Source organism: Bdellovibrio sp. HM001 (assembly GCF_055397275.1).
The window spans coordinates 2,762,631-2,786,053 of sequence record NZ_AP029174.1; the positions used below are offsets into that span (position 1 = coordinate 2,762,631).

A 23,423-nucleotide genomic window follows, 5' to 3' on the forward strand; every position below is an offset into this window, starting at 1 on the left:
CTCCTTTCCCACTTAAGGGTGTTGTTGTAAAAAACTGATTTCTCAGTTCAAATTAAAAATTAATGGCGCGGTCAAAGGACGACTTCCAATGCCAGGCACACGAGGCTTCACCTCGAAAGATGAAGTCTGTCCGATATTGTTGCGGCAAAGCACATAGCTCAAAGCCATTGGCTGATGAACCTCATCCAACTTCACCGCCAGAAGGGCTGTTTCAGCAGCATCGCCACAGAAGGTGCGCAGCTCATTTACAAACGCTTCGCCACCCACGGGCGTGTAGTAGTTAAAAACACTTTTTATATCCAAAAGAACGTACTTCTCCATCCCCAGAAACCTCACCAATGCCTGTCGATCGTTCAGCTCTTGGGAAATCGCATAGGACTTGGATATTTCAGTGAACAACTGCCGAAGCAACGGCGACGTGGTTCCCGCACAATTGCGACAGTAAGGTTCTGGCCGTTGACATGCCGTCGGATTCTGACACAGGCTTTGGCAGTATGATGAAGAAGCCGTATCGCACGTGACTTGCGTGACCTTCACATAGGCACCCCCCGACTGCTTCATGTAATTGCTTTCCACCAGAAAGGCCGACGCCTGATTCGCCAGAAGTAAAACTGATATCACTAAAACACCCATCCACTTTTTCACTAGAAGCCCCAGATGTTATGGCCGATGGTTCGACGACAGTCCTTGCTCATGCCGTACATGCCACCGAACTTTTCAAATGTTTTAAATTTCTTGCCATCCTCAGAGCAGCTGTAACGAACCCGGACCCTGCCGTCACAGTAATCGGACTGAATGATCACTCCAGAGGAAGGTACGATATTTCCGTTACCATCCGTCAGTTCCTCCAACTCCAGATGTTTGACTTTTTCTCCGGTATAACGCTCGAAATAGTCCGCCGCTTTGGCTGCACAGATATTCTGGTAACAGCCCACACCCGCGGCCAGCTGCTCCACGCAGTGATCCGGGATTCCGCCATATCTTTTGTAGGTTGCAACCACTTGGTTGACGTCAATCTCCTGCAATCGAGGAATGTTCACCTTGTCTTTCTTTGCAGTGATATAGCGATGGATACTCCGGAACAGGTACACGCCCAGCTTGATGGGATTGAGCGGCATTCCCCCACTGGAGACAGCGGCCCCTCCAGCAACACCCACAAAGTTGATTGAACATCCACCACAGTATGATTTGCTTGTCGGCGGAGCGCTGACCATTTCGCCTGGCGATCGCCCTACAACATCTCCCGCATCGCGGATCTTGCAATAGTTCACAGAAATTCCGTTAAACGCATAGAAACTAAAGTCCTTGGCACTATTGGGTGCTATCGAGACCGCGCAAGGAGCCCCCAGTAAAGGACCGAAGTCTGCCAACAAAGCCACTTCCATCTTTTCTTTCTGAATTTTCGGATCAAACTTCACTGCTCCATTACGGATAAGCGCATTCAAGCTGGTGACTTTCGGTGGTTTAAAATCAACATCAAGATACAGTGGCAAGGCATTCCACCCAAACAAGGCCGTGCTGGCAAGGTCTGCGACCAGTCGTTTGTTCGCGCGACGAGTCTGGAACCAAGGATCATAGACCTTGCACGCCTTTAGATCCGCATATGGATTAAAAACATCCGGCGTTGAAACAGTCGAGTTCACCGGCAAGAAGGCATCGGCATACTTAGCAACAGCATACAAATCAACCATGGCTTTAATCAGCTTACGGGAGCAATCAATCGCCGAAACGCAAATTGTATTTCCCGAATCATTAACACGCGACATATCCCATACCAAAAGAGGCGCTCCAAAACTCATTGGCTGCATTTCCGTTGCGGCGATAGTCGCTGGCGGCGGGATTTGCAAAAGCTCCCGGGCCCAGGCATGGAAACCACTCCTGTTGACCGTATAACCAGCGACATTCCAAATTCTTTCGCGCTCAAGGCCGTCGCAGAAGGCCACAATGTTTTCAGCCACCTTGTCGAAGTATTGAGTCGCATCGGCAAGCTGCACATTCGAACCCTGGAAAGACCGCTGCATGACTTCCATCTGCTGGACCTTGTCGATGCCCGTCTTCATGAAATCCAGACGCTGATCGCCCGCCAAACGAGCCTCGGTACAAAGGTAATACAGCTCATCGCGATGTTGATTTGAATAGGTTTTGGCAAAAGCCAGTGGTCGAACAAATTCAGTCAGTTCGGCAGGAGTCATAGACCCCCCGATGATGTTGAGAAACTGAATGGCACTTTGAACGCGATTTTTCATAGAACCACGTGCGGAAACATAGTTTTTGCGAAAATTCTCGACCCAATCAGAGGCATCATCGAAACTACGTGTCCCCAGGAAGTCGTCATTCACATCACGAGGACCGCGATTGACCACATCGTCTTCCGGACCGCGAGGGACTTCCTTTTTGTGTTCCGTCTTGTCTCCGTCCGGCCGAGCCAGCTCACGAATACTGTTCATGGAAAGCGTCGCAGCGTCACACTCAGGCTTTTCAATGCTTTTACAGCCGTTCGGAATCATCATAATAGATTCCTCAAGAGCTATAGAGCGGAACATCTGCCCGTATTCTGGCGCCACCTGCAGAGGAATGTTCGAATATCTCCACGCGAAAGACAGATAGATTTTTACGCTGTTCCAGAAGTCAAATCCGACAGAGGCAAACTCAACGGCGCGTGGAATTTTCAAATCAAGCTGGATTATGGAGTTGCGCGAATCAAGTGCCGCATCTTTACTTTCACAATCTGTTATATATCTCTCTTTTGCCAGAGCCGCCTGTGCCACATCCAACAGAACTGATTTATCCACCTCAACAGAGTTTAATTGTTCCTGCAGGGCAGAGAATCTTTTCACGTAAAAACAGGCAACTCGATCCGCTTTCTTCATGGACAAAAAGTGACTGCCATTGAATTTATCCAGACTTTCCCAGCGCAAACCAGCACCCTCGGAGTTGTCCCAGATTTTTGACAGATATCCATTTAGCTCAGGACAGTAGGTTTTGTTCTGACACTTTTCCACAATGGCGTTGTAACCCGTCAACGTGGATTTCTTTAGATTGGTCGGTAGAAGAGGCAGTTGCCCGGCCAGCAACTTGTTCATGATCGCCTTGGTGAGGCGGGTCACTGCAATTCGAAACTGCTGCATGCCCTCAGCACTCATCGCCTCAGCATTAGACCCGATGTTCTTTCCAAGGGAGTAAACCATCTTTCCAGCATTGTATCCGTCCACCACGATAAACGCGGACTCTGTCGGAATCTCGGAGTCTACGGCACACTGAGCCCGGTTGGTGACTCGCAGCTTATTTAGCCCCAGAGAAGAAGCCACTTGCGCATAAGCACCCGTCGCCATTCCAAAAACCAGCAAACATAAAATCAAACTTTTAGCCATAGACCCCGCCTCCCCAAAAAAGACCTTAATTCATGCCACTGCCGCAAGAGCTGACTTTGTTCAGCATCGTCGTATAGAAAAGAACAACGGTCTGATCTGCAGGAGAGAAGTTTCTTTTTACAGATCCGTCTGAGTTCACCATGTTATAAAGGTAGGTATTAACGAAACGGTATACCGCGGGGGTTACCAGAAGGTTTGATCGACATTTATAGTTTTTGTATGTCACCGTGATGCTGGCGAATCCATTGTTATCATTGCTGCCGTCATAGTCGCCGATGTAGATTGTATCTCCGTTGCCGCCGTTGGCGCGCCCATAGCCCACCTGGAACTGCACTGTCCAGCCAGAACCGCTGCTATCCTGTCCTACAATCTTACAAAGATTCCCCGAACAAGCGACGGCCATCTCATTCTCAATTTTTTTCTGAAGTTCAGCTTCCGAGTATTGAGGCAGCGGGCGCGGAGTAAACTCATCACTTCCACTTTCAAACTCACTTGCACTGACCTGCATGGATGTCGCCAGAAGAATACCGCCAAGAAGCATTTTGAAATTCATAAATTTCCCTTTCTGATTTCCTTGATTGGAAAAACAAAAAAACTTTTGAGTAAATACTTCTAACCGCAAGTATCGCGAGCTCACAAAATACGAATCTGCAATTAAAGGATTTGTAACTTTATTTTCTCCACCCCCAGAAATGAGAAAGGCCGCTGACTTTATCAGCGGCCTTTCTAGAGTTTCTTCTTTTTTTGCGAACAACTAGAATGTCACAGGACTCATGTGTGGAACTTTGCCTGCATCAGAGTTTCCGATGATCATACCACGCACTCGAGAGTGACGAGTCGCTGGTTCGAACGGCAGACCTTTGTATTTAGGTGACTGCATCGCTGGAACCCAGCTGCCGGATCTATCAACAGCCCATTCACGGAAGTACATGTTGATGTGCGTGCCTTCGACAAGATAATCAATCGTCGCACCAGGACCAGCCAATTTCATAGCTGCTCTGAATGTAAACAGATTTTCTGCCATACCTTCACCGAAGGTACCATAAGCTGCAGCAAACGCCTTAGGATCTGAATTCATAGTTTTGTACATAGTCTTCAGAGCATAGTACATTTTGCTTGCGGCCTCCGCAGTCTTGCGAATGGTCGTATTCAGACAAGAGCCTGGCAGACGTCCACCACCATCAATCATGCACAAATCATATGGATCATTGCGTTCGTTGAAGTATGGATAGATCAGGTCCGTTGCCTTGTCGATAAAGTCATCCTGACTCAGTTTCTGAGCAGCCTTCATCAGATTCATCGTATTGGTGTCATCGAAGTTCACGTTGAATTCAATTCCCGTGTAACCCAGATCACGATCCGGAACACCCACCATCAACGAATCAATACCTGTTTTCTTAACCAGAGCATAGATACCCGCTTTCAGACGGTTGCCATTGCTTTGCTCATGTTTGAAGGCGTAAGAGTAGGTACCGAACATACTATCCATGCGTGCTTTCGTATCCCAGTTCTGTACAGAGTACTTCGCACCGTAGAACATAAAGTCTTTCTCTTTATGTTTGAACCAGAAGCGAGAATCCTCGGAATCAGAGAAGATACCGTAATGCACAACCGCGGTGTTGCGATCTAAGTGCATGTCAGATGTCGTGAACGAGCTGACTTTGCCTTTGCTGTATGTTTTGTCCCAAATAATAGGGATAGACAGCGACTTGCTGACTACACGGCCCGTGGAGACAGAGCGGAATGTCTCAACTTTCAGAACTGGAGCACGTTCGACCAGATTTCTTGGCTTTTGTGCCGCAAAGTTTTCTGATGCCAAAACGTTTCCGCGGATCACGTCTTCGTAAGCCTTGCGTCCCGTGTCTGTAGACAAGTCAAACAGGAATGAGAAGCCGTCATCGGCATAGCGGAATTCACTCAAGCTCAAAGTCAGGATAGAAACGTTTGTGAACATAGAGAAGCTGTTCAGCTTACCTTTGGTCATTTTTACGTAAGCCTGATCAGAGCCCACTTTTTCAACATAGGTTTCCCAAGTACCATTAGCAAGTTTGGCTACACCCGCTCCGACTGGGCCAAAACCGGCGCCTGCAGAGAAGATAACACCACCATGTCCAATGTAGGTGATGCTGTCACCCGGATCCCAAGTATCCAGATCACTTGCATCCTTAGGTACCTGCCAGCGTCCGCCCATATTGCGGGCTTTCTCCAGAGTACTGACATAACGGACAGACTCTGTTTCTTTACCCACGATTGGTAGAACTCCGACGTAACCCCAGAAGTGCTGACGCAGTCCTGTGGCATTGTCGAACCAGAAGCGTACCTGAGCGCCCAAACCAACTTCGATGGAACCATAGACGGTTTTTTGGAAACCATCACGATAGTCGCCATAGATCAAAGTGTCGCTGCTTGGTCGATAATCATACTTCACGATGGACTTCGGCTGAACATTGCGGAAGTGTGGCGTCAAGTTGACGATGTACTGACCATAATCAAAGCTCAAATGGAACAAAGGCTTCAGTTTGGCCTTGAACTCGTTTTTATCTTCATCGTCATAGCCAGTGGAAGAACTGCTTGCACTAGTCGTCGAGGTCGACGTGGACGTCGATGTGGATGTGGACGTTGACGTGGATACCGTATCATCCCCTCGGGTCGTAGCTGTCGAAGTGGACGTTGGACCATAAGTGGTTGCAGTCGTCACAGTTGTGTAACCGGTACTGTAAGTAGTCTGACCTGTAGCCTGCCCGGTCGTGTATCCCGTTGAGTATCCGGTGGAATATCCTGTAGAGTAACCGGTTGTATAACCCGTAGAATAGCCAGTAGAGCCATGGTTCCCCTTGGTTCCGTTATTTCCGTTATTACCGTTATTGCCGTTGTTACCGTTGTTACCGTTATTACCGTTATTACCGTTGTTACCGTTGTTACCGTTATTACCGTTATTACCGTTATTACCGTTATTACCGTTATTACCGTTATTACCGTTGTTTCCGTTATTACCGTTGTTTCCGTTATTACCGTTATTACCGTTGTTGCCGTTATTGCCGTTATTGCCGTTATTACCGTTGTTGCCGTTATTGCCGTTATTGCCGTTATTGCCGTTATTGCCGTTATTTACGTTATTACCGTTATTACCGTTATTACCGTTGTTACCGTTGTTACCGTTGTTACCGTTGTTACCGTTATTCCCGTTGTTAACGTTGTTTCCGTTATTACCGTTATTACCGTTATTACCGTTATTACCGTTGTTAACGTTGTTTCCGTTGTTAACGTTGTTTCCGTTATTACCGTTATTACCGTTATTAACGTTATTTCCGTTATTCCCGTTATTAACGTTATTTCCGTTATTCCCGTTATTAACGTTATTTCCGTTATTCCCGTTATTAACGTTATTTCCGTTATTAACGTTATTACCGTTATTACCGTTATTACCGTTGTTACCTTTTGTTCCGTTAACGGCCTGAACAGACGGCGCTCCCTCACAAGGAACCCATGTCTTGTTAATCAAACACATGCTTCTTGCTCGACCATCTGCCGAGTTAAAGCTGACAAATCCTCCCTGACCTTTTACGTCTGATAGAATCTGATGCGACTCATTCTTTGCGTTTGCGGTTGCCGACGTCTTCGCCCATGCGACGTTCGCCAGCATCGACAAGCCCGCCAAGAAAAGAACCTTCCTTGACCCACTCATTGCATTCTCCTTAGTTTGACACCCCTGACGACGCCGCCCCCGCGGCCTCATCTTCAGGGCGTTATTAATTGTTTAAGCTGACTAAGTTTTTTAGAACGCACGCATTTTTTTGGACACTTACATAAACAATAATTTCATCCATTTAATTGACACAACTTGGTCTGTCTAATGACAGAATTAATGAATCTCCCCAATCCTTGGCGACTCCACAACAAGCGATCACAACACTTTTCATAGAGAAAACACCGCAAAAAACAACTTGCTCTTTAAAAGTAATCCGCACAGAAAAACATATTTCTTGCTCCCCCGAAATATATCCCCTCGGTGGAAAGTTGCTGATCTTTCAAAAGCGTAAAGCACTTTTTCAAACCATCTATGTTAATACTCAAGGTCTTAAACGCACGGGAGCCGGCCAATGAATATATCTGAAAAGATCCATGCATTAATTCCTCCGATTAAGAAGCTTTTAATACTGATCTTCTTTACCCTGAACGTAGGTATCATGATCGCCGATGGTTTGCCGGATCAAAGTGCCCTGGGGGGCAGATTCATCTCGTTGGTGTCGCGCTATCAGGCGTGGGCGATGCTGTATCAGCCTTGGTCGATGTTTGCTCCAAACCCCATGAACACAACGGCGTTCATAGAAGCCGACCTCCGATTCGACGACGGAAGCACTTCTGTCTGGAAGCTTCCTCGCCCCAATGACCTCCCCTTCTTTAGAAAAATTCTGACCGGAGATCGTTATCGTATCCTGGGGCAGGAAACGTTACTGCCTGAGCATAATGATCTGGTCTGGTTCGACCTGTCCCGCTACATCACCCGCGAAATCATGCAGCAAGAGACCAGCAAAAATTCAGGCCGATTGCTGAAAGAGATTCAATTCAAACGATTTGAAAGCCGTGTTCATCTACCGCCCGAGGGGTCCTTCATACCTCACGGCCAGCGCAGCCAACGTTTTGACGTCACTCATGTCTTCCACTACGTCCCAACCTATGAAAGGATTCGCTATGAAGCTCAAAACAATCAGCAAAGCCATTGATGATTTTCTCTTTATTCCACAGCCCGTCTATAGTGTCGCCCTTCTCCGTATCGGCTTGGGACTGCTTTTACTCCTAAATTGGGTGATGCTCTATACGGACCTCGATGTCCTTTACGGACCTAACGGCATTGTGTCCTTGCAGACCGCGCAGCAACTTGGAAATCCTTTGCGCTTTTCCCTATTTGATTACTTACCGAACACTGCAAAAGTGACAACCACACTGGCCTTTGTAAATCTTTTGGCTGTTCTGGGAATCATCGTCGGAGCCTGGACCCGCACATCCATCTTTATTGCCTTTGTGACTCTTGTTTCGTTTCATCACCGCAACGGCTTTATCTTAAACAGTGCAGATTCGGTGCTAAGGATCTTCCTTTTCTTTCTCTTTTTCACACACTGCGCAGATTGGCTGTCTGTGGATCGCTGGCGCTTGCGGCAACAAGGACGTGCTCCTGAAATACCAGAAGAGAAGAGCCCTTGGGCTCTTCGCTTGATTCAGATTCAGTTCTGCATCATCTACATTGCTACTGTTCTATTTAAAATTAAAGGCGATCGTTGGGTTGACGGCACCGCTGTTTACATCGCCACCCGTCTGGATGACTTTATCCGCTTCGAACTTCCATTGCTTAACAGCATGCTCTTCATCAAAGTGATGACCTGGGCAACACTGGCTATTGAATTCGCGTTGGGCACCCTGGTATGGGTCAAAGAACTTCGTTACTGGGTTTTGTTGGCGGGAGTCGGCTTTCATCTGGGTATCGAATACACAATGTCGATCCCGGTCTTTGAATGGGCCATGATTGTTCTTATGGTCAGTATGGTGGACTCTCGAGACATAAAAAGCTGGATGGATCGCCTTCAAAGACTGCGCCTGAAAACGATCCAAAGCGCCTAAAAACTACTTATCCTTAGCGTAGCGTAAAGACCAGGAAGGCCATTGAATTCTTTGAATCAGACGGCCTTCCTTGGCAGATTGCAACCACGACTGAAGATCACGGGAATCTACCATACACAGCATGGAAAAGATCATCACCCACTCAAACATCGGGATATTCATCGTGACTTCAATTCCCAAATGCAGTCCCATGCCAGCCAAAAGAACCCAATAGCGCAGTTCTTTGATCCACACTAAAGTTCCTAAAGCCAACTCCACCACCAGTGTGGACCAAGTCAAAAACTTGACGATAATCAGATTGTTTAAAATTTCCAAAGGCATTCGTACAAACTCATCCAAGCGAGTCGCAATGTAAACAGCCGTTCCATCAGCCCACATTGTTCCCTTCATTTTAAACATCACCGTCGCAATATAAATTAAACTGAACTGGATCTGCATTAAACGTAAGGCCCAAGGACTCTTTTCGACCGGAATCCGAGGCACAGTCCCCCGCTTCAACCCAATCCAACGATCCAGAGAGTACAAATCCGCACAGGGAGTAAAGAACAGCAAAAAGACAAAGTTCCTGATAACGATATCAGAACTGTTTAAAATAAAGACGTTTCTGTTGTGAAAGGAAAGAAGAGTAAAAAAAGCGAGCGCAATAGAAGTTCTGGTGAACAAACCGAAAAAGACCCCCAGTGACGCCACCAAATTCACTAATGCCAGCAAGATAGGAACCCGGGCATCCGGCGGCAGCAGCTCAAACAGACTGAAGCGATAAGGGTGACTGTACTTCAGAGCGCTTTCCATGGAAAACAGGCCATCTATTCCCCAGAAAGTTTCCAGGTGACTCCAGATCATGTACCAATTGATCAGTAAGACCGCACCAAAAAGAATCCTCATCAGTGCGACGCTGTGTGAAGGCTGTGGCTTAAAGAAAAAATTATTTAAAGACTTAGTGACTGTTGCTAGCTTCATAGCGGGGCCCTCCCGTGGGCTTGAAATGAAAAACTGTCTCGGTATTGTATTGGGTGCTCAACTGCCCGTGGGGAATAAACAATTGTGCTGGAGGCTTCACGACATTGAAATGCCGATAGAAGTAAAGCTCCTGCAGCTCACGCCCACGCCCCTGCTGCTCTATGGCCGCAACCTCTCGGGCCACATAGCGGGACAGATCAAACCAAAGTTCTTCTTTTTCCATTGGCAAAAGATTTTCCTGCTGATACTTGCGATATCGCTCACCGGCAGTGAAGCGTTCCAGCGGGTCAAGCTGAGAAGCCCGTGGGAAGGTCCAGCGTTCAGTGGAGCCATCTTTAAACGTCAAAGTCGCTGTTAAATATGAGTTCACCGAGGCGGGATTGGGAGCAAACATGCTCCAAGTTTGATCCAGGCCAAAGAACACCTGGTAGGGAGACAAAAATCTTAAGACCTGATCCCCCACCGCACTTCGATCCGGAAGTGCTGCCGTAACCATCATGATCACATGGACCGCAATAAAAGCCGAAATCAAAGACTTCTTAAAAATCGCCATTGGCACCTACCTTGATGTATCAAGCATCAGAATAGATAGCCGACGGAAGATTCCCCTAGCAATCTCGTTTGCTGTAAGATGAATTACGTTTCTATCAACTAGCTTTCGAAGCGGCAACAATGCTCCACATCCCGACGACTTCAACATCAGGGCGAAGTGACTTTCATACCTCCCGAACAGTCATATCTCCAGCCCAGGCGGAGCCTCAATCACGAACTCGGAAAACTGTTTAAGAGCATATTGCCAAGGCCCAAGCCCCCTGAATATCTTCTGCACACTAAGCCAATATACGGCACTCCAGGCTGACTCAATTCGATTTAAGGGGGTCCATAAGCCCCCAAATTATGGCACGTGCCTTGTATAGAGAAACAACGGAATCATAACCGAACGTTCATTGGAAAGTTGGGACCTGAAATGAAATTGCAGAAGTTTATCACAGCCCTAGTAGTCACCCTTATCAGCTCACAGAGCTTCGCAGAAAGTCTGTACGACAAAAAGGTCAAGGACGTTCGCCTCTACGATATGTTTATCAAGCAAGGCGTCCCAGAGGCCGCCTTACAAAGAACTTTTGAGTTCCTCGATGTCAATGCCGGCAAAACCATCAAGGTCCGTTCCAAAGTCCGTGGCAAAGAAAGAACCTTCATGGACGACCGTGAAGTCACGATCCGCAACGACTTCGTGGCTGTCATCGACTTCTCAAAGCCTTCCAGTGAACGACGCCTGTATGTGATGAATCTGAAAGACGGCGCTGTCTCAAAACACTTCGTCGCTCACGGCAAAGGCTCTGGCGTCCGCGTGGCTGCCAAGTTTTCAAATATCGACGGCTCCAAAATGTCTTCTTTAGGCATGTATCTTGGTGGCAATACGTATTATGGCGGCCATGGCGAATCTTTGAATCTGTATGGTCTTGAAGCTTCGAACAGCAAGGCGGCAGAACGCGATATCGTCGTACACGCTGCAAGCTACGTTTCCGAGGACTACGTGAAAAGCCAAGGTCGCCTGGGCCGCAGCTGGGGCTGTCCGGCAGTGGCACCTGGAATCATTAAGAAGATGCTGAATAACTTTAAAGAAGGCGGGCTGATCTATGCTTACCACAAAGATTTGATCCCAGTCGCCGCCAAAGATCCAACACTGCAGGAAGTTCAATCCGGCGAAAAAGACGATGAAGACGTGGATTTGCCAGATGAAGAAGAAAGCGTCAGAAAGGGCCAGTCAGCCGTTTCAGCACCTCAGCAGTAATCTGATTTGGAACTCACCAGGTAAAATCAAAAAAGCCCCGAAAGAACTTCGGGGCTTTTTTTATTTTAGATCCAGATGATGGAAGTGACTACTCTCTTTTATAGTCATCCTGATAACGGACAATATCATCCTCGCCGAAGTATGTTCCCAACTGAACCTCTACAAACTCCAGCATTTCATCCGAGTTGTTGCGCATGCGGTGCTTTGCTCCCAGCGGAATATGAATATGGCTGCCCGCCTTCACAGGAATCACCTGATCATTGAGGACCACTTCCCCCGAACCCTGTGTAATAGTCCAGTGCTCTTCTCTTTTGGCATGAGACTGGTATGACAACTGCGAATGGGGATTCACACGGATCACTTTGGATTTAAAATTCTCTGTGTCTTTAAGAATCTCAAAGTAACCCCAAGGACGATATTCGAACACGTGCTCTTTCACTAAAGGTGACTGTGCTTGAGTCAGCTTTTCCACCACGTGGCGCACATCTTGAGACTGCCCCTTTTTCACCAACATCAGGGCATCTTTCGTATCAACAACGATGACATCTTCCATGCCGATCATGGAGTAGTTCTTTGCCGGATCCCCGAAAACAAAATTTTCCTGACCTTTGACGTTGATGATGTCCTGGCCCTTTTGCAAGGCTGCCACCGCATCCCAAGAGCCCACGTCATTCCAGCCAAAATCCGCCGGAATACACGCCAGCTCCTGATCATTGAGCTTTTCCATAATGGCATAATCGATGGAGATACTTTGCACCTGAGCGTAGATTTCACCCAGATTCGAGGCATCAGCTTTCAAAGCCAGAATCTGCTTCCACAAGGCCGGCTGATGTTTTTCAAAGAGACTTGCCATATGGGAAACCTTGAAAACGAAGATCCCCGCATTCCAGCTGAAACTGCCCTGAGCAATAAACTCTTTGGCCTTTTGCAGATCCGGCTTTTCGTGGAACTTCACAACTGAATAGGCCTTCAAACTGCCCGGGCCGTCTTTCAAACTGACGGCTTTAGTCTGAATATAACCATACCCTGTTTCTGGGTATGATGGCGTGATCCCCAGGGTCACCACACGGTCTTCCATTGCAACAGTGTTGGCAAAATCCACCACTTTCAGAAAAACATCATCTTTTGCAATCAAGTGATCCGAAGGGAAAATACCCACGACCTCAGAACCTTTTCCCTGATCCAACAAAAGCTTGCATAAGGCCGCAATCGCAGGGGCCGTGTTTTTGCCGATCGGCTCATAAACCACCTGAACGCCGTCGGCTTTGTTTTGCTTCAGATTCAGCTCTGTCAGGGTCTGCAAGGCTTTGGACGTCACAATCCACGGCGTTCCCATACGAAGGCATCGCTTCAACGTCAGAGTCTGCAAGGGCTCACCAAAAATATCGCAGAATTGCTTGGGCATCTGCTGACGGGATACGGGCCACAATCGCGTTCCACTGCCACCGGATAGGATTACTGGTATCAAGACGACCTCCAAAATAAGCTCTCTTTTATAGCACTATTCGAGGAGAGTGAGTATTTTTAGCCGCATCATGGCTCGATTCGTCAAAAATCTGAGTTCCCTTGAGAAAGCCTCTGAAATAGCAGCTCCGACGGCCCTTAAATAAGCCATTTCTCTGGAGTTCTGATCTGTTTTCAAGTAAGACAGACCCCTATGGTTAAACACACCAAAAAGCTCCTGGTTCAAACTTCCAAGATTCTCTTCTCGGCCGGTATCATCTATTGGCTGGTCCAATCCGGAAAGCTGAACTTTGCAGCTCTTAAAAATCTTCTGACTCCGGCGGCGGCTTCCGTGGCCTTGCTTTTGGTGGTGCTGAACCTGTTCCTGGCCAGCGAACGCTGGCGCGCCTTGATCAAGTCCCAAGGGCTCAAGGTCAGTCCGTTGAAGGTCTTTCGCTTAAGCCTCATCGGGTCTTTTTTTAACTTCGCCATGCCCGGCGGGGTCGGCGGCGACGTCATCAAGGCCTTCTACTTTACCCGGGAAAATCCCGGGTCCAAAGTTGTTGCTGTTACCAGCGTCCTGATGGACCGGGTGCTGGGGCTGTTTGCAATGTTGCTGCTGGCTTTGCTTGTGATGGTCTATGACCTAAATCACATCCTGACCGTGCCTGCACTGACCACGCTGTTCTGGTTTATTCTTAGCCTGTTCTTTGCATTTATCGTCGCCCTGGCGCTGATCTTTTCACAAAAGGTCTATGACAGATCCATTCTGAAAAAAATCATCCACATGTTACCTCTGTCTGAAAAGTTCATGAAGCTTTACGAAAGTATGCACCTGTATGGCAAAGACGGAAAACGTTTCGTCTTGGTCTTGTGCCTCAGTCTTTTGTCCCAAGTCTGCTCGATCCTGTTCCTGATTCTGGCCGGCAATGCCGCAGGCTTCACTGATATCGCAGCGAAGACCTATTTCCTGGTTGCTCCTCTGGGGTACATGGCCACAGCAATACCCATCTCTCCTGCTGGAGTCGGCGTCGGGCAAGCGGCCTTCTATTTCCTGTTTAATATTTATAATGGAAATACTTCTGAAGTCGGCCCCACCGTCATCACAGCCTTCCAGGTCACAACTTTCGTGGTCAGTTTGGCGGGAGCCTTCTTCTATCTGCGCATCAAAGAACGCGTCAGCACGGCGGCTTTGGAAAAGATGTAAAAGAACCCGCCAGATCTTCAATCCGGCCTTGGTTTTTACTTATAAAGAAATATCCATCAAAGATTCGACGGTGTCGTAAGAGAACTCAGGATGAAGCGTCTGATAGATTTTCAGGCTTTCTTCCTGCTTTGAGGTTTTATCAGAGGCCAGCAGATATAGCTTCCTCACCCCGGCAGCATAAGCAGCCTTCAAATCCGAAGCACTGTCCCCCACCATCATGGAAAGACCCATATTCACTTTCAACTTATCATTGATTTTCAAGAACATCCCGTTGCGGGGTTTTCTTAAGCCCGCCAAAAGACGACCGCGCTGTGTGACGGATTCACTGATAAAGGCTGACCACTCGCAGTCATCAATCCAGGCATTCTGCTCCGCCAAAAGGCGCAGCATCTGTTGATGCACACCCTGATATTCGTCCCAAGCGATACGACCACGCCCCAATCCTGACTGATTTGTTACCAAGGCCACCCACCAGCCCAGAGCATGAGCACGATTGATCAAATCCGCTATTCCCGGCATCAGCACGACAGCCTCTGGATCTTTATTGTAAGGAACATCCTTCACAACCACATTGTCTCGATCCAGGAACAGACACGGAGCCTGATGCTCCCCAGGCAATCCCTGCAGGACTGAAGTGTGATTCCACTGATTGTGCAAGCTTTGCAATAAAGCTCTCCAGGTCTCGATCGTCACATCAGAAAAAACAAAATCCCAGGAATCCTTCAGTCGAGGTGCTGCGTCCGTCCCCACCAAAGCCCGTTGACCGGACAGAAGACTTTCCAGCACTGGCAGCAAACTTTCCTGCTCCTTGAAGAACAAAATCAAATCCTCTGCGCGAGTCACAAAACGTCGTGCCACCAGGTCCTGGACGCGTCGAATGGTGAAGGGAATCTCGGCACCAAAGTGCTTCTGTAGGGACTCAGTCCAGGTAAACAATGTTGACGGAGCCTTATCGGCAAGGAAGACCAGGTTTCCTCCCAGTTGAACTGTTTCAAGAATCAAAAGCTCCAACGGATGTGACATAGGGCCCCAGTTTACAACAGACCAATCCCCCTGTCCTCGGGTTTCTACTTGCCGCCTTGCATTTATGCTTATTAAAATCGCTGCAGGAGGAATCCATGACAGCGTTACTCAAGCAGATATTCAACTTTCTGAAACTCCTCAACTCGGACACCGGCACCAATCAGCTCGCGTGGGGACTTTCACTGGGACTGATTCTGGGTTTTGCCCCGTTCATTTCCATTCAGACACTTTTAGTCTTCGCCTTGATTTTCATTTTCAGAGTGCAACTGGGCGCCGCTTTTCTTTCCGCCTTCTTCTTCAAGTTTGTGGCCTTCCTGTTTGATCAGCCGGCCCACTTCCTGGGAAAAGCTGTTTTGGAAAACGAAGCCCTGCGCCCGCTGTTTGTCACCATGTACAACATGCCGTTTGTGCCGATGACCCGCTTTAACAACTCCATCGTCATGGGCTCCATGATTGTCTCCATTCTGCTTCTGCCTTTTGCGTTCTTTGGCTTTAAGATCGCGATTCTGAAATATCGTGCGACCGTTGTGGCCCGATTCAAAGGCACAAAATTCTGGAAGGCCTTCACCGCCACAAAGCTTTATAACTGGTACTGCACTTACGACAATCTTTACGGATAGGACGACAGCATCATGACAACACCAGAAACAACACCCGTAAAAAAGAAAAAAGAAAAAGGCCCAATCCGCTGGGAAGCCATCATTCCCTTTGTGATTATCTGTGCATTGATTGGTTTGTATTTCCACTTCTTCTTCGACACTCACCTGCGTCTCGGAATGGAATGGGCCGGCTACAAAGCTGTCGGCGCGGAAGTAAATATCGCCAGCGTAAAAACCAGCTTCTTTAATGCCAGCCTGCGTATTCAAGGCATCGAGGTCACTGACGCCGAAAAGCCGACACACAATTCGATCAAAATTGGCGACATTCGTTTCTCCATGCTTTGGGATGCCCTGTTGCGCGCCAAAGCCGTTGTCAACGAAGCCGCCGTTGAACAAATCGAATTCGGCAACAAAAGAAAGCGCCCTGGAAAGGTGGCTCCACCTGAGCCCGTCTCCAATGAACCTGGCATGGCAGAAAAAATCAAAGAGCAGGCCATTCAAGAAGCCAAAGAACAGGCTGGCGACAACGTCCTCGGCGATGTGATCGCGATGCTGACAGGCACGGACGCCAACGTACAACTGCAAAAACTGCAGGACTCATTGCCCTCCAAAGCGATGCTGGAAAAGTTCGAAAAGGATTTGAAAGGCAAACAAACCGAATGGGACGCACGCCTGAAAACTCTGCCTCAGGGCAAAGACATTGAGGCTTTGAACGCCCGTCTGGGAAAAATCAAAACCAAAGACTTCAAAACTCCTCAAGAACTGCAAACCTCTCTGCAAGAGCTGGATAAGGTCTTCAAGGATGGCGATGCGATGTACAAGCAGGTTCAGTCCACTGGCGATGATCTGAAAAAAGATCTCAAAGGACTGGAGACGCAGTACAAGGAAATCGAAAAACAAGTGAAGCTGGACATCAAAAGTCTGGAACAGCACTTCCGTATTCCGAAGCTGGATGCCAAGTCTTTGTCCATGGCAATCTTCAACCGTTATCTGGGACCTTACAAAGCCAAGTTCTTCCGCTATAAAGCCATGGCTGAAAAATACATTCCACCAAATCTGATGAAGAAGAAAACCCCATCAGAAACCGAGGTGGCTATTCAGCCTCATCCGCGCGAAAAAGGTATCAGCTATGAATTTGGTCGCCCGAACTCTTATCCGCTGTTTTGGATCAAACGCACGGCCGTCAGTTCACAAGCCGGTCTGACTCCGGATGCGGGTAACATCAAAGGTGAAATCCTGAACATCACCTCAAATCAGGCATTGATCGGAAAGCCCACAGTGGCAACACTGGCGGGGGACTTCCCTTCCAAGGAAATCTTCGGTTTCCTGGTGCGCTTGTCATTGGATAACACCAAAGCCGACAGCGTGATCGACTATAAATTCAAAGTCGACTCCTATTCGATCGATGGTAAGGACCTGGTGAAAACACCGGATGTTGAGATCGCCTTCAACAAAGCCAAAGGAGCTTTGGGCATCGAAGGCAAGCTGGTGGCCCTTAAGAACGTGACCTTGGCAATGGACAATAAGTTCACACAAATTGACTATAAGGTGTCGTCTAAAAATGACATCGCCGATCAGATTCTGAAGGCCGTCTTTAATGGCATCCCCGTGGTGACTTTGACCGTGGATGGTCAGGGCGTCTTCCCGAATGTGCCGTTGTCGATCAACTCGAATCTGGGCCCCGAGCTGCAAAAGGGCTTTGAAAAACAGATTCAGGCCAAGATTGATGAAGCTCGCAAGAAAATCGAAGCTTACGTAAACGAAGAAATCGGCAAACAAAAAGCCCGCGTGGAAGCCGAGATCAACAAGCTTAAAAGCCAGTTCGACAGCGAGATCAAAAAAGCTGAGACTCAGCTGAATGAACAGAAAAAACAGGCCGAAGCCCGCATCAATCAAGCCAAGAAAGATGCAGAAAACCAAGGCCGCAAACAACTCGAAAAAGAAGGACAGAAAGCTGTCGACGAGTTGAAGAAAAAATTCGGCTGGTAAGTTTTTTTGGATTTCTGACTAGCTCTCAAACAGTCAGTTTTCTCTCTATCTTTTTCGTCGAAGCTTTCAACAGGTCCTGTCGAAAGCTTCGACGCTAACTTCTAACTTCTTGTTTTCACTTATCAATTTTCCTCGCTTTTTGCTGTTGCCTCTATTTTAAGCATTCATTTTCATGCTAGTCTTGACGAAGAGGTAGGTATGAAAGCATCGCTTAATACACATTTTATAGTTCTGGGCTGTGTGGTTATGACTCTCACTGCAGGATGCGCGAAGATGAACTTCACTCCCGTCCCTGAGCAGGAGTCAACGGCGATCACACCGCCCCCAACTCCAGCCCCCAACAAGACTGTCTCCACAACGGAAGTGGTGGCCTACGGCAACAAGCAGGTCGACTTTCTGTTTGTATTGGACGATTCCAACTCCATGTTACCGGAACTAAAAAAACTGGCAGCACGCATGTCGACCTTCGTGAGTTCTCTGGACGCCAGCAATATCGACTGGCAGATGTGTTTAACGACCACTCGCGGCCTCTCCTCCGGTGGCAGCCTGGCCTATGGCAGCCCCTATAACTGGGCTAACTATACTCCTCCGTCAGGGGTTCCGGCTTACCTTTTGAAAAAAGGCACTGGCAACCTGAACACCATCTTCACCTCCACGATTGACACGCTGACCATCGGTGGCGGCAGTTCAGGGGATGAGCGTGGCATCAAGGCTGCCCATGATCACTTTGCCAGCAAAGATGCACATGGATGCTATCGCGAAGGAGCTGCGATTTCTGTGATCCTGATTTCCGACGAAGACGAACGATCTGTCGGCGGCGTGGCTTCACGCGTGAAAGCAAAAGATGCCGCAGCCGTCCTGCAACCTATGGAGCCCGAAGATCTTCCGGAAAATCTGGTGGCTAAATCCAAATCCACCTTTGGCGAGGACGTTCGCTTTACCTTTAGCTCCATCATCGTGAAACCGGGTGATGCCGTCTGCGAGGCCGAACAGGATAAGGACACCTCCCCCAGTCATGCGGGCCATGTCTATGAAGAGCTCTCCAAGCTCACCGACGGGGGCGTGGGCAGTATCTGTGATGCTGACTACAGCGCGAACCTAAACACGTTTAAAGACAAGATCGTAAACTCATTGTCACACCTGACTTTGGAATGCCAACCTGTGCCTTCATCTTTGAAAGTCAGCATCGACGGGCTGCCTATTCTGAACTTTAAAGTGGATAAGAATCTGCTGAAGTTCACCTATTCACTGATCGAAGGAACTAAAATCGATCTGCAATATGATTGCTTGGAAGGAATTCCTTAATGGGCTGGCGCTGGAGCGCGCCCCAACAGGCTCTGTTGAATCGAATGATAAGACTTGGCTGAGAGGGCCTTGAAACGACAAACGGCCAAGAATGGCCGTTTTATGCTTTTACTGGGTTATTCCTGCTTCTTTAGCAGGGACTCGATGTAGGCCACCGAATCCTTGTTATACCACTCAATAGATCCCACAACTTTTTTTACCAGCTTATGATCCGTTCCTAACACCAGGGACTCTGGCAATCTTGCGACTTGGAACTTCTTCATCAATGATCGGTCTTCGTCAAAGACGATATGAATATTCTCGCCTTTCATTTCCGGGAAAGACTTCATAAAGACGTCGATATCCGCACGACTGCTGTCACCTGAAATCGCGATCAACTGCACGTTGCCTTTGAACTCCTTTACCAGCTTGATCAATGAAGGGACTTCCTCGATACAAGGTCCACACCAAGAAGCCCAGAAGTTCAGAATGACCACTTTGCCGTTATAGTCCTGAAGCTGGAACTCTTGACCATCCAGGTTCTTCATCGCGAAGCTCGCAACACCCTCTTTTTCCATCGTCTCGATGGTTGAATAATCAGATGGCGCCTGGTTCAGCTTGTTGGCAAAGTAGGTGGTATACGCCCACAGTCCGGCCATCGCTAAAACGGCGACAATAACAAATGCTTTTAGATGTTGTTTCATAAGAACCTCCGACACATGGGCAAGAACAACTTCAAAATAGAAGCCCCCGTCCCCGTTGGCAAGACGCAATCCGGGGAAGCCCTGCGTGGGCTCCGTCTACTTTTAGTATTATGGCCCACAAGATAAATTTGTGACGTTCATCGGAAGGAAAGAGAGCGCTTTAGGCTTCAGGCTTGGTCGAAAATTGCGGCCGACGATGATAGCTATCAGAAAATAAAAAAGGCCCAAGTTTCCTTGAGCCTTCTTTTGAAGATGTATCTTTGAGTCTCAATTAGGCGCGAGCTGCTGCTCTTGCTTTCTTTTGAGTCTTTTTAACAGCTTTTTTCTTAGCTGCTACAAGCTTAGTAGAAGCTTTTTTTGCTTTAGCTGCTGGTTTTGCCGCAGTTTTAGCATCAGCTTTTTTCGCTTTCGGAGCTGCTTCTTCAGTTTTCGCAGTTTTAGCTTCGAAATCGTAGTCTACGAACTCAAGGAACGCCATCTCAGCAGTGTCACCAGGGCGACGACCGATTTTGATGATACGAGTGTAACCACCTGGACGTGTTTTGAAACGTGGAGACAAATCTTTTACGATAGTCGCAACTGCTTCTTTGTTAGGGAAACGAGAAAGCAACAAACGAGTTGCAGCCAAGTCACCTTTTTTACCAAGTGTGATCGCCTTTTCAACGTGACGACGTACTTCTTTAGCACGGTCAACAGTTGTAGTGATACGGCCGTGCTCGATCAAAGAAGTCACAAGACCTCTCAACAAAGCTTTTCTTGGGCCAGATTTACGATCAAAATGTTTAACTCTTCTTCTGTGTGAACTCATTTTATTCTCCGGTTTAAACGTGCTGACCGTATCAGGTATCAACACGATAGAACACTCTTTGTTAATTTGGTCGAGTGTTACTTTTCAGGGCTCCGTGCCCTCGCAGCCCCGCAGGGCCGCGTGTTCAAGCACCATTCATGGTGCCGTTTTCTTTATTGTTGAGTCTCTCTCTTTTGAGGAGGTTGACTTGGGTCCCAACCAGCTGGAGGCCAGCCTTCGATCTTCATACCCAAACCAAGACCCATTTCGCCCAAGATCTCTTTGATCTCGTTCAATGACTTACGACCAAAGTTTTTGGTCTTAAGCATTTCTGCTTCAGAACGAACAACCAACTCGCCGATGTAACGGATGTTAGCGTTTTTCAAGCAGTTTGCAGAACGAACAGACAGCTCAAGGTCATCAACAGAACGGAACAAGTTCTCGTTCAATGTTGGAGAACCCATTTCGCGTGCTTCTTCTGCAGGCTCCATAGTCTCGTCGAAAGTAAGGAAGATTTGCAGTTGTTCTTTCATGATTTTAGATGAAAGAGCTACTGCCTCTTCAGGTTTCAAAGAACCATCAGTCCAAACTTCAAGAGTCAATGCATCGTAGTCAGTTCTTTGACCAACACGCGCATTGGACACGTTGTAGTTTACTTTTCTAATTGGGCTGTAAAGAGCGTCAACGCCGATAAAGCCAACTGGAAGGTCTGTTTCTCTGTTCTCTACTGGAACATAGCCACGACCGAAACTAACAACGATTTCTGCATTGAAGTTTGCATTCGCGCCCAAAGTAGCAATTGGAAGATCTGGGTTCAAAACTTCGATCTTATCGCTAGTTTGGATATCAGCTGCAGTTACTTTGCCTGGACCTTTTTTAGAGATCTTCAGAGTCAAAGAATCTGCAGTATATTGTTTAAAGCGCACTTCTTTGAGGTTCAAGATGATGTCAGTGACGTCCTCAAGAACATCTGGGATCGTAGTGAACTCGTGCAATACGCCTTCGAACTTAACAGCTGTAATTGCAGAACCCATCATGGAGCTAAGAAGAATTCTTCTTAGGGAGTTACCCAAGGTAACCCCAAAGCCTCTTTCGAGGGGACGGATAATGAATTTAGCGTAGTCATCACGAAGAGAATCACGATCAACCTCAAATCCCTTTGGTTTGATCATTTCTCTCCAAAACTTATAATAATGCTCTTGCATAGCTCCCCCGAGAGGTAAAATTATCTTGAGTAGTATTCAACGATCATGTTTTCTTCAACAGCAACTGCTACGTCTTCACGATTTGGAAGATCTTTAACAGTTCCAGTGAACTTCGCATGATCGGCTTCAAGCCATGCTGGCACAGAGCGTCTAGCTACCGCTTGGATAGCAGACTGGATCTTAGCCATTTCGCGGCTTGATTCAGCAACTTGAATAACGTCGCCTTTATTCACAAGAATGCTTGGAATGTTAGCTCTTTTACCATTCAACAGGAAATGGTTGTGCTTAACAAGCTGTCTTGCTTCGCGACGTGAATTTGCGTACCCCAAAGTGTACACAACGTTATCAAGACGAGTCTCAAGGAACTTAAGAAGCGCATGACCAGTCAATTCTTTTGAACGGTTGGCTTCTCCAACATATTTTACAAATTGTTTCTCAGAAACACCGTAGTATCTCTTAGCTTTTTGTTTCTCACGCAATTGAAGCGCAAATTCAGAGAACTTCAAACGAGATTGGCCATGTTGTCCTGGCGGATAAGGTCTTCTTTCGAAGGAACACTTATCAGTGTAACAACGGTCACCTTTCAAGAAAAGTTTCACGTTTTCGCGACGGCAAAGCTTACAAACGCTTTCGTTAATGCAGCTCACGATATACTCCTATTAAATTCTTCTACGCTTAGGTGGACGGCAACCGTTATGAGGAACTGGAGTCACGTCTTTAAGAGACAAAACTCTCATTCCTGTAGCAGCCAATGCACGAATTGCAGGCTCACGACCAGCGCCTGGACCTTTCAAGTAAACGTCCACAGATTTCATACCTGCTTCCATAGCCTTCTTAGCAGCGTCTTCTGCCGCGGACTGAGCTGCGTATGGAGTACCTTTACGGCTTCCTTTGAAACCAAGGTGGCCTGCAGAGGACCAAGCCACAGTAGCTCCGGTTGGATCTGTCATCGTTACGATAACGTTACCGAACCCAGCTTGGATATAGCAGTTCCCTTGAGGAACGTTTCTTTTTACTTTTTTCTTAGCAACAGCTTTTTTATCAGTGTTCATTTACGTGACCTCAATTATACGGCTTTTTTCTTGTTAGCTACCGTCTTCTTAGGACCTTTGCGAGTGCGTGCATTAGAACGAGTGTTCTGACCACGAACAGGCAAGCCTTTGCGATGGCGGATACCACGGAAGCAGTTCAAATCCATCAAACGTTTGATGGACAAGCCGATTTCACGACGCAAGTCACCTTCAACTTTGAAGTTAGCTTCAACGATGCTACGAATTTTAGCAATGTGCTCATCAGTCAAACCTTCAGTTCTTAGTTCGGAAGGAATACCAACTTGCTTGCAGATCATGGCAGCACGAGGGCGGCCAATGCCGTAGATGTAGGTCAACGCGATTTCAACGCGCTTATTTCTAGGTAAGTCGACACCAAGAATACGTGCCATGA

General features: G+C 47.6%; 21 protein-coding genes. 7 read left to right on the forward strand and 14 right to left on the reverse strand.

The window, feature by feature from the left end; all coding sequences use genetic code 11:
* Positions 1–42: 42 nt before the first annotated feature.
* The 4 genes from ACZ5ZZ_RS13065 to ACZ5ZZ_RS13080 form a co-directional block, all read right to left on the reverse strand.
* Positions 43–645, reverse strand: coding sequence for a hypothetical protein (locus ACZ5ZZ_RS13065; protein ID WP_464139819.1), 603 nt, complete (start codon positions 643–645; stop codon positions 43–45).
* On the reverse strand, positions 645–3,371 hold the full coding sequence (locus tag ACZ5ZZ_RS13070) for a hypothetical protein (protein WP_464139821.1): 2,727 nt from the start codon (positions 3,369–3,371) through the stop codon (positions 645–647). The genes ACZ5ZZ_RS13065 and ACZ5ZZ_RS13070 overlap by 1 nt, the downstream gene beginning before the upstream one ends.
* Before the next feature lie 25 nt (positions 3,372–3,396).
* A complete protein-coding gene (locus ACZ5ZZ_RS13075) occupies positions 3,397–3,924 on the reverse strand; it encodes a protease (RefSeq protein ID WP_464139823.1) in 528 nt (175 codons plus the stop codon).
* A 201-nt stretch (positions 3,925–4,125) separates the two neighbouring features.
* Entirely contained in the window at positions 4,126–7,056 is a 2,931-nt protein-coding gene (locus ACZ5ZZ_RS13080) for a hypothetical protein (RefSeq protein WP_464139825.1), read from the reverse strand.
* Positions 7,057–7,471: 415 nt separating this feature from the next.
* Between ACZ5ZZ_RS13080 and ACZ5ZZ_RS13085 the strand changes: the two genes are divergently transcribed.
* Both ACZ5ZZ_RS13085 and ACZ5ZZ_RS13090 read left to right on the forward strand, forming a co-directional pair.
* Positions 7,472–8,095 carry a hypothetical protein gene (locus ACZ5ZZ_RS13085; RefSeq protein ID WP_464118140.1) on the forward strand — a complete coding sequence of 208 codons (624 nt, stop codon included), beginning with the start codon at positions 7,472–7,474 and terminating at the stop codon, positions 8,093–8,095.
* Positions 8,064–8,987, forward strand: coding sequence for an HTTM domain-containing protein (locus tag ACZ5ZZ_RS13090; RefSeq protein ID WP_464118141.1), 924 nt, complete (start codon positions 8,064–8,066; stop codon positions 8,985–8,987). Before ACZ5ZZ_RS13085 ends, ACZ5ZZ_RS13090 begins: the two co-directional genes overlap by 32 nt.
* Positions 8,988–8,990: 3 nt before the next feature.
* Here ACZ5ZZ_RS13090 and ACZ5ZZ_RS13095 read toward each other — a convergent pair whose 3' ends face one another.
* Positions 8,991–9,947 carry an HTTM domain-containing protein gene (locus tag ACZ5ZZ_RS13095; protein ID WP_464118142.1) on the reverse strand — a complete coding sequence of 319 codons (957 nt, stop codon included), beginning with the start codon at positions 9,945–9,947 and terminating at the stop codon, positions 8,991–8,993.
* The gene (locus ACZ5ZZ_RS13100; RefSeq protein ID WP_464118143.1) at positions 9,925–10,500 is read right to left on the reverse strand and encodes a hypothetical protein; all 576 of its coding nucleotides are present in this window, start codon (positions 10,498–10,500) and stop codon (positions 9,925–9,927) included. Before ACZ5ZZ_RS13100 ends, ACZ5ZZ_RS13095 begins: the two co-directional genes overlap by 23 nt.
* Before the next feature lie 414 nt (positions 10,501–10,914).
* On the opposite strand from ACZ5ZZ_RS13100, the gene ACZ5ZZ_RS13105 reads away from it, so the two are divergent.
* Positions 10,915–11,739 (forward strand): murein L,D-transpeptidase catalytic domain family protein, encoded by an 825-nt coding sequence (locus ACZ5ZZ_RS13105; protein WP_464131679.1) that lies wholly within the window; start codon positions 10,915–10,917, stop codon positions 11,737–11,739.
* Between the two features lie 88 nt (positions 11,740–11,827).
* Here the strand turns inward: ACZ5ZZ_RS13105 and ACZ5ZZ_RS13110 are convergent, their stop codons facing one another.
* Entirely contained in the window at positions 11,828–13,207 is a 1,380-nt protein-coding gene (locus ACZ5ZZ_RS13110) for a mannose-1-phosphate guanylyltransferase/mannose-6-phosphate isomerase (RefSeq protein ID WP_464118145.1), read from the reverse strand.
* Positions 13,208–13,396: 189 nt separating this feature from the next.
* On the opposite strand from ACZ5ZZ_RS13110, the gene ACZ5ZZ_RS13115 reads away from it, so the two are divergent.
* Entirely contained in the window at positions 13,397–14,389 is a 993-nt protein-coding gene (locus ACZ5ZZ_RS13115; RefSeq protein WP_464131683.1) for a lysylphosphatidylglycerol synthase transmembrane domain-containing protein, read from the forward strand.
* Positions 14,390–14,428: 39 nt separating this feature from the next.
* Here ACZ5ZZ_RS13115 and ACZ5ZZ_RS13120 read toward each other — a convergent pair whose 3' ends face one another.
* Positions 14,429–15,412 (reverse strand): D-glycero-alpha-D-manno-heptose-1,7-bisphosphate 7-phosphatase, encoded by a 984-nt coding sequence (locus ACZ5ZZ_RS13120; protein ID WP_464131685.1) that lies wholly within the window; start codon positions 15,410–15,412, stop codon positions 14,429–14,431.
* A 95-nt stretch (positions 15,413–15,507) separates the two neighbouring features.
* Between ACZ5ZZ_RS13120 and ACZ5ZZ_RS13125 the strand changes: the two genes are divergently transcribed.
* From ACZ5ZZ_RS13125 to ACZ5ZZ_RS13135, 3 genes are all read left to right on the forward strand, one after another.
* Complete coding sequence (locus ACZ5ZZ_RS13125; protein WP_464131687.1) at positions 15,508–16,032, forward strand: TIGR03546 family protein; 525 nt, start codon at positions 15,508–15,510, stop codon at positions 16,030–16,032.
* Positions 16,033–16,044: 12 nt separating this feature from the next.
* Positions 16,045–18,000: a TIGR03545 family protein gene (locus ACZ5ZZ_RS13130; protein ID WP_464139827.1), complete on the forward strand. Its 1,956-nt coding sequence runs from the start codon at positions 16,045–16,047 to the stop codon at positions 17,998–18,000.
* A 198-nt stretch (positions 18,001–18,198) separates the two neighbouring features.
* Positions 18,199–19,305, forward strand: coding sequence for a hypothetical protein (locus tag ACZ5ZZ_RS13135; RefSeq protein WP_464139829.1), 1,107 nt, complete (start codon positions 18,199–18,201; stop codon positions 19,303–19,305).
* A 116-nt stretch (positions 19,306–19,421) separates the two neighbouring features.
* Here ACZ5ZZ_RS13135 and ACZ5ZZ_RS13140 read toward each other — a convergent pair whose 3' ends face one another.
* The 6 genes from ACZ5ZZ_RS13140 to rpsM form a co-directional block, all read right to left on the reverse strand.
* Positions 19,422–19,988, reverse strand: coding sequence for a TlpA family protein disulfide reductase (locus ACZ5ZZ_RS13140; protein WP_464139831.1), 567 nt, complete (start codon positions 19,986–19,988; stop codon positions 19,422–19,424).
* Positions 19,989–20,259: 271 nt separating this feature from the next.
* Entirely contained in the window at positions 20,260–20,796 is a 537-nt protein-coding gene (gene rplQ, locus ACZ5ZZ_RS13145; protein WP_464131693.1) for a 50S ribosomal protein L17, read from the reverse strand.
* Between the two features lie 152 nt (positions 20,797–20,948).
* The gene (locus ACZ5ZZ_RS13150) at positions 20,949–21,980 is read right to left on the reverse strand and encodes a DNA-directed RNA polymerase subunit alpha (protein ID WP_347358345.1); all 1,032 of its coding nucleotides are present in this window, start codon (positions 21,978–21,980) and stop codon (positions 20,949–20,951) included.
* A gap of 20 nt (positions 21,981–22,000) precedes the next feature.
* Positions 22,001–22,627, reverse strand: coding sequence for a 30S ribosomal protein S4 (gene rpsD, locus ACZ5ZZ_RS13155; protein ID WP_464118153.1), 627 nt, complete (start codon positions 22,625–22,627; stop codon positions 22,001–22,003).
* A gap of 12 nt (positions 22,628–22,639) precedes the next feature.
* Positions 22,640–23,032, reverse strand: coding sequence for a 30S ribosomal protein S11 (gene rpsK, locus ACZ5ZZ_RS13160; protein WP_464118154.1), 393 nt, complete (start codon positions 23,030–23,032; stop codon positions 22,640–22,642).
* Positions 23,033–23,046: 14 nt separating this feature from the next.
* Positions 23,047–23,421, reverse strand: a complete 375-nt coding sequence (gene rpsM, locus ACZ5ZZ_RS13165; protein WP_464118155.1) for a 30S ribosomal protein S13 — start codon at positions 23,419–23,421, stop codon at positions 23,047–23,049.
* Between the last annotated feature and the right edge of the window lie 2 nt (positions 23,422–23,423).

Coding starts and splice junctions, on each gene's coding strand:
- ACZ5ZZ_RS13125 (WP_464131687.1), top strand. CDS start 15,508: ATGACAGCGTTACTCAAGCAGATATTCAACTTTCTGAAACTCCTCAAC.
- ACZ5ZZ_RS13070 (WP_464139821.1), bottom strand. CDS start 3,371: ATGGCTAAAAGTTTGATTTTATGTTTGCTGGTTTTTGGAATGGCGACG.
- ACZ5ZZ_RS13095 (WP_464118142.1), bottom strand. CDS start 9,947: ATGAAGCTAGCAACAGTCACTAAGTCTTTAAATAATTTTTTCTTTAAG.
- ACZ5ZZ_RS13100 (WP_464118143.1), bottom strand. CDS start 10,500: ATGGCGATTTTTAAGAAGTCTTTGATTTCGGCTTTTATTGCGGTCCAT.
- ACZ5ZZ_RS13075 (WP_464139823.1), bottom strand. CDS start 3,924: ATGAATTTCAAAATGCTTCTTGGCGGTATTCTTCTGGCGACATCCATG.
- ACZ5ZZ_RS13115 (WP_464131683.1), top strand. CDS start 13,397: ATGGTTAAACACACCAAAAAGCTCCTGGTTCAAACTTCCAAGATTCTC.
- ACZ5ZZ_RS13130 (WP_464139827.1), top strand. CDS start 16,045: ATGACAACACCAGAAACAACACCCGTAAAAAAGAAAAAAGAAAAAGGC.
- ACZ5ZZ_RS13105 (WP_464131679.1), top strand. CDS start 10,915: ATGAAATTGCAGAAGTTTATCACAGCCCTAGTAGTCACCCTTATCAGC.
- ACZ5ZZ_RS13140 (WP_464139831.1), bottom strand. CDS start 19,988: ATGAAACAACATCTAAAAGCATTTGTTATTGTCGCCGTTTTAGCGATG.
- ACZ5ZZ_RS13135 (WP_464139829.1), top strand. CDS start 18,199: ATGAAAGCATCGCTTAATACACATTTTATAGTTCTGGGCTGTGTGGTT.
- ACZ5ZZ_RS13090 (WP_464118141.1), top strand. CDS start 8,064: ATGAAGCTCAAAACAATCAGCAAAGCCATTGATGATTTTCTCTTTATT.
- rpsM (WP_464118155.1), bottom strand. CDS start 23,421: ATGGCACGTATTCTTGGTGTCGACTTACCTAGAAATAAGCGCGTTGAA.
- ACZ5ZZ_RS13080 (WP_464139825.1), bottom strand. CDS start 7,056: ATGAGTGGGTCAAGGAAGGTTCTTTTCTTGGCGGGCTTGTCGATGCTG.
- ACZ5ZZ_RS13120 (WP_464131685.1), bottom strand. CDS start 15,412: ATGTCACATCCGTTGGAGCTTTTGATTCTTGAAACAGTTCAACTGGGA.
- rpsK (WP_464118154.1), bottom strand. CDS start 23,032: ATGAACACTGATAAAAAAGCTGTTGCTAAGAAAAAAGTAAAAAGAAAC.
- ACZ5ZZ_RS13150 (WP_347358345.1), bottom strand. CDS start 21,980: ATGCAAGAGCATTATTATAAGTTTTGGAGAGAAATGATCAAACCAAAG.
- rplQ (WP_464131693.1), bottom strand. CDS start 20,796: ATGAGTTCACACAGAAGAAGAGTTAAACATTTTGATCGTAAATCTGGC.
- ACZ5ZZ_RS13085 (WP_464118140.1), top strand. CDS start 7,472: ATGAATATATCTGAAAAGATCCATGCATTAATTCCTCCGATTAAGAAG.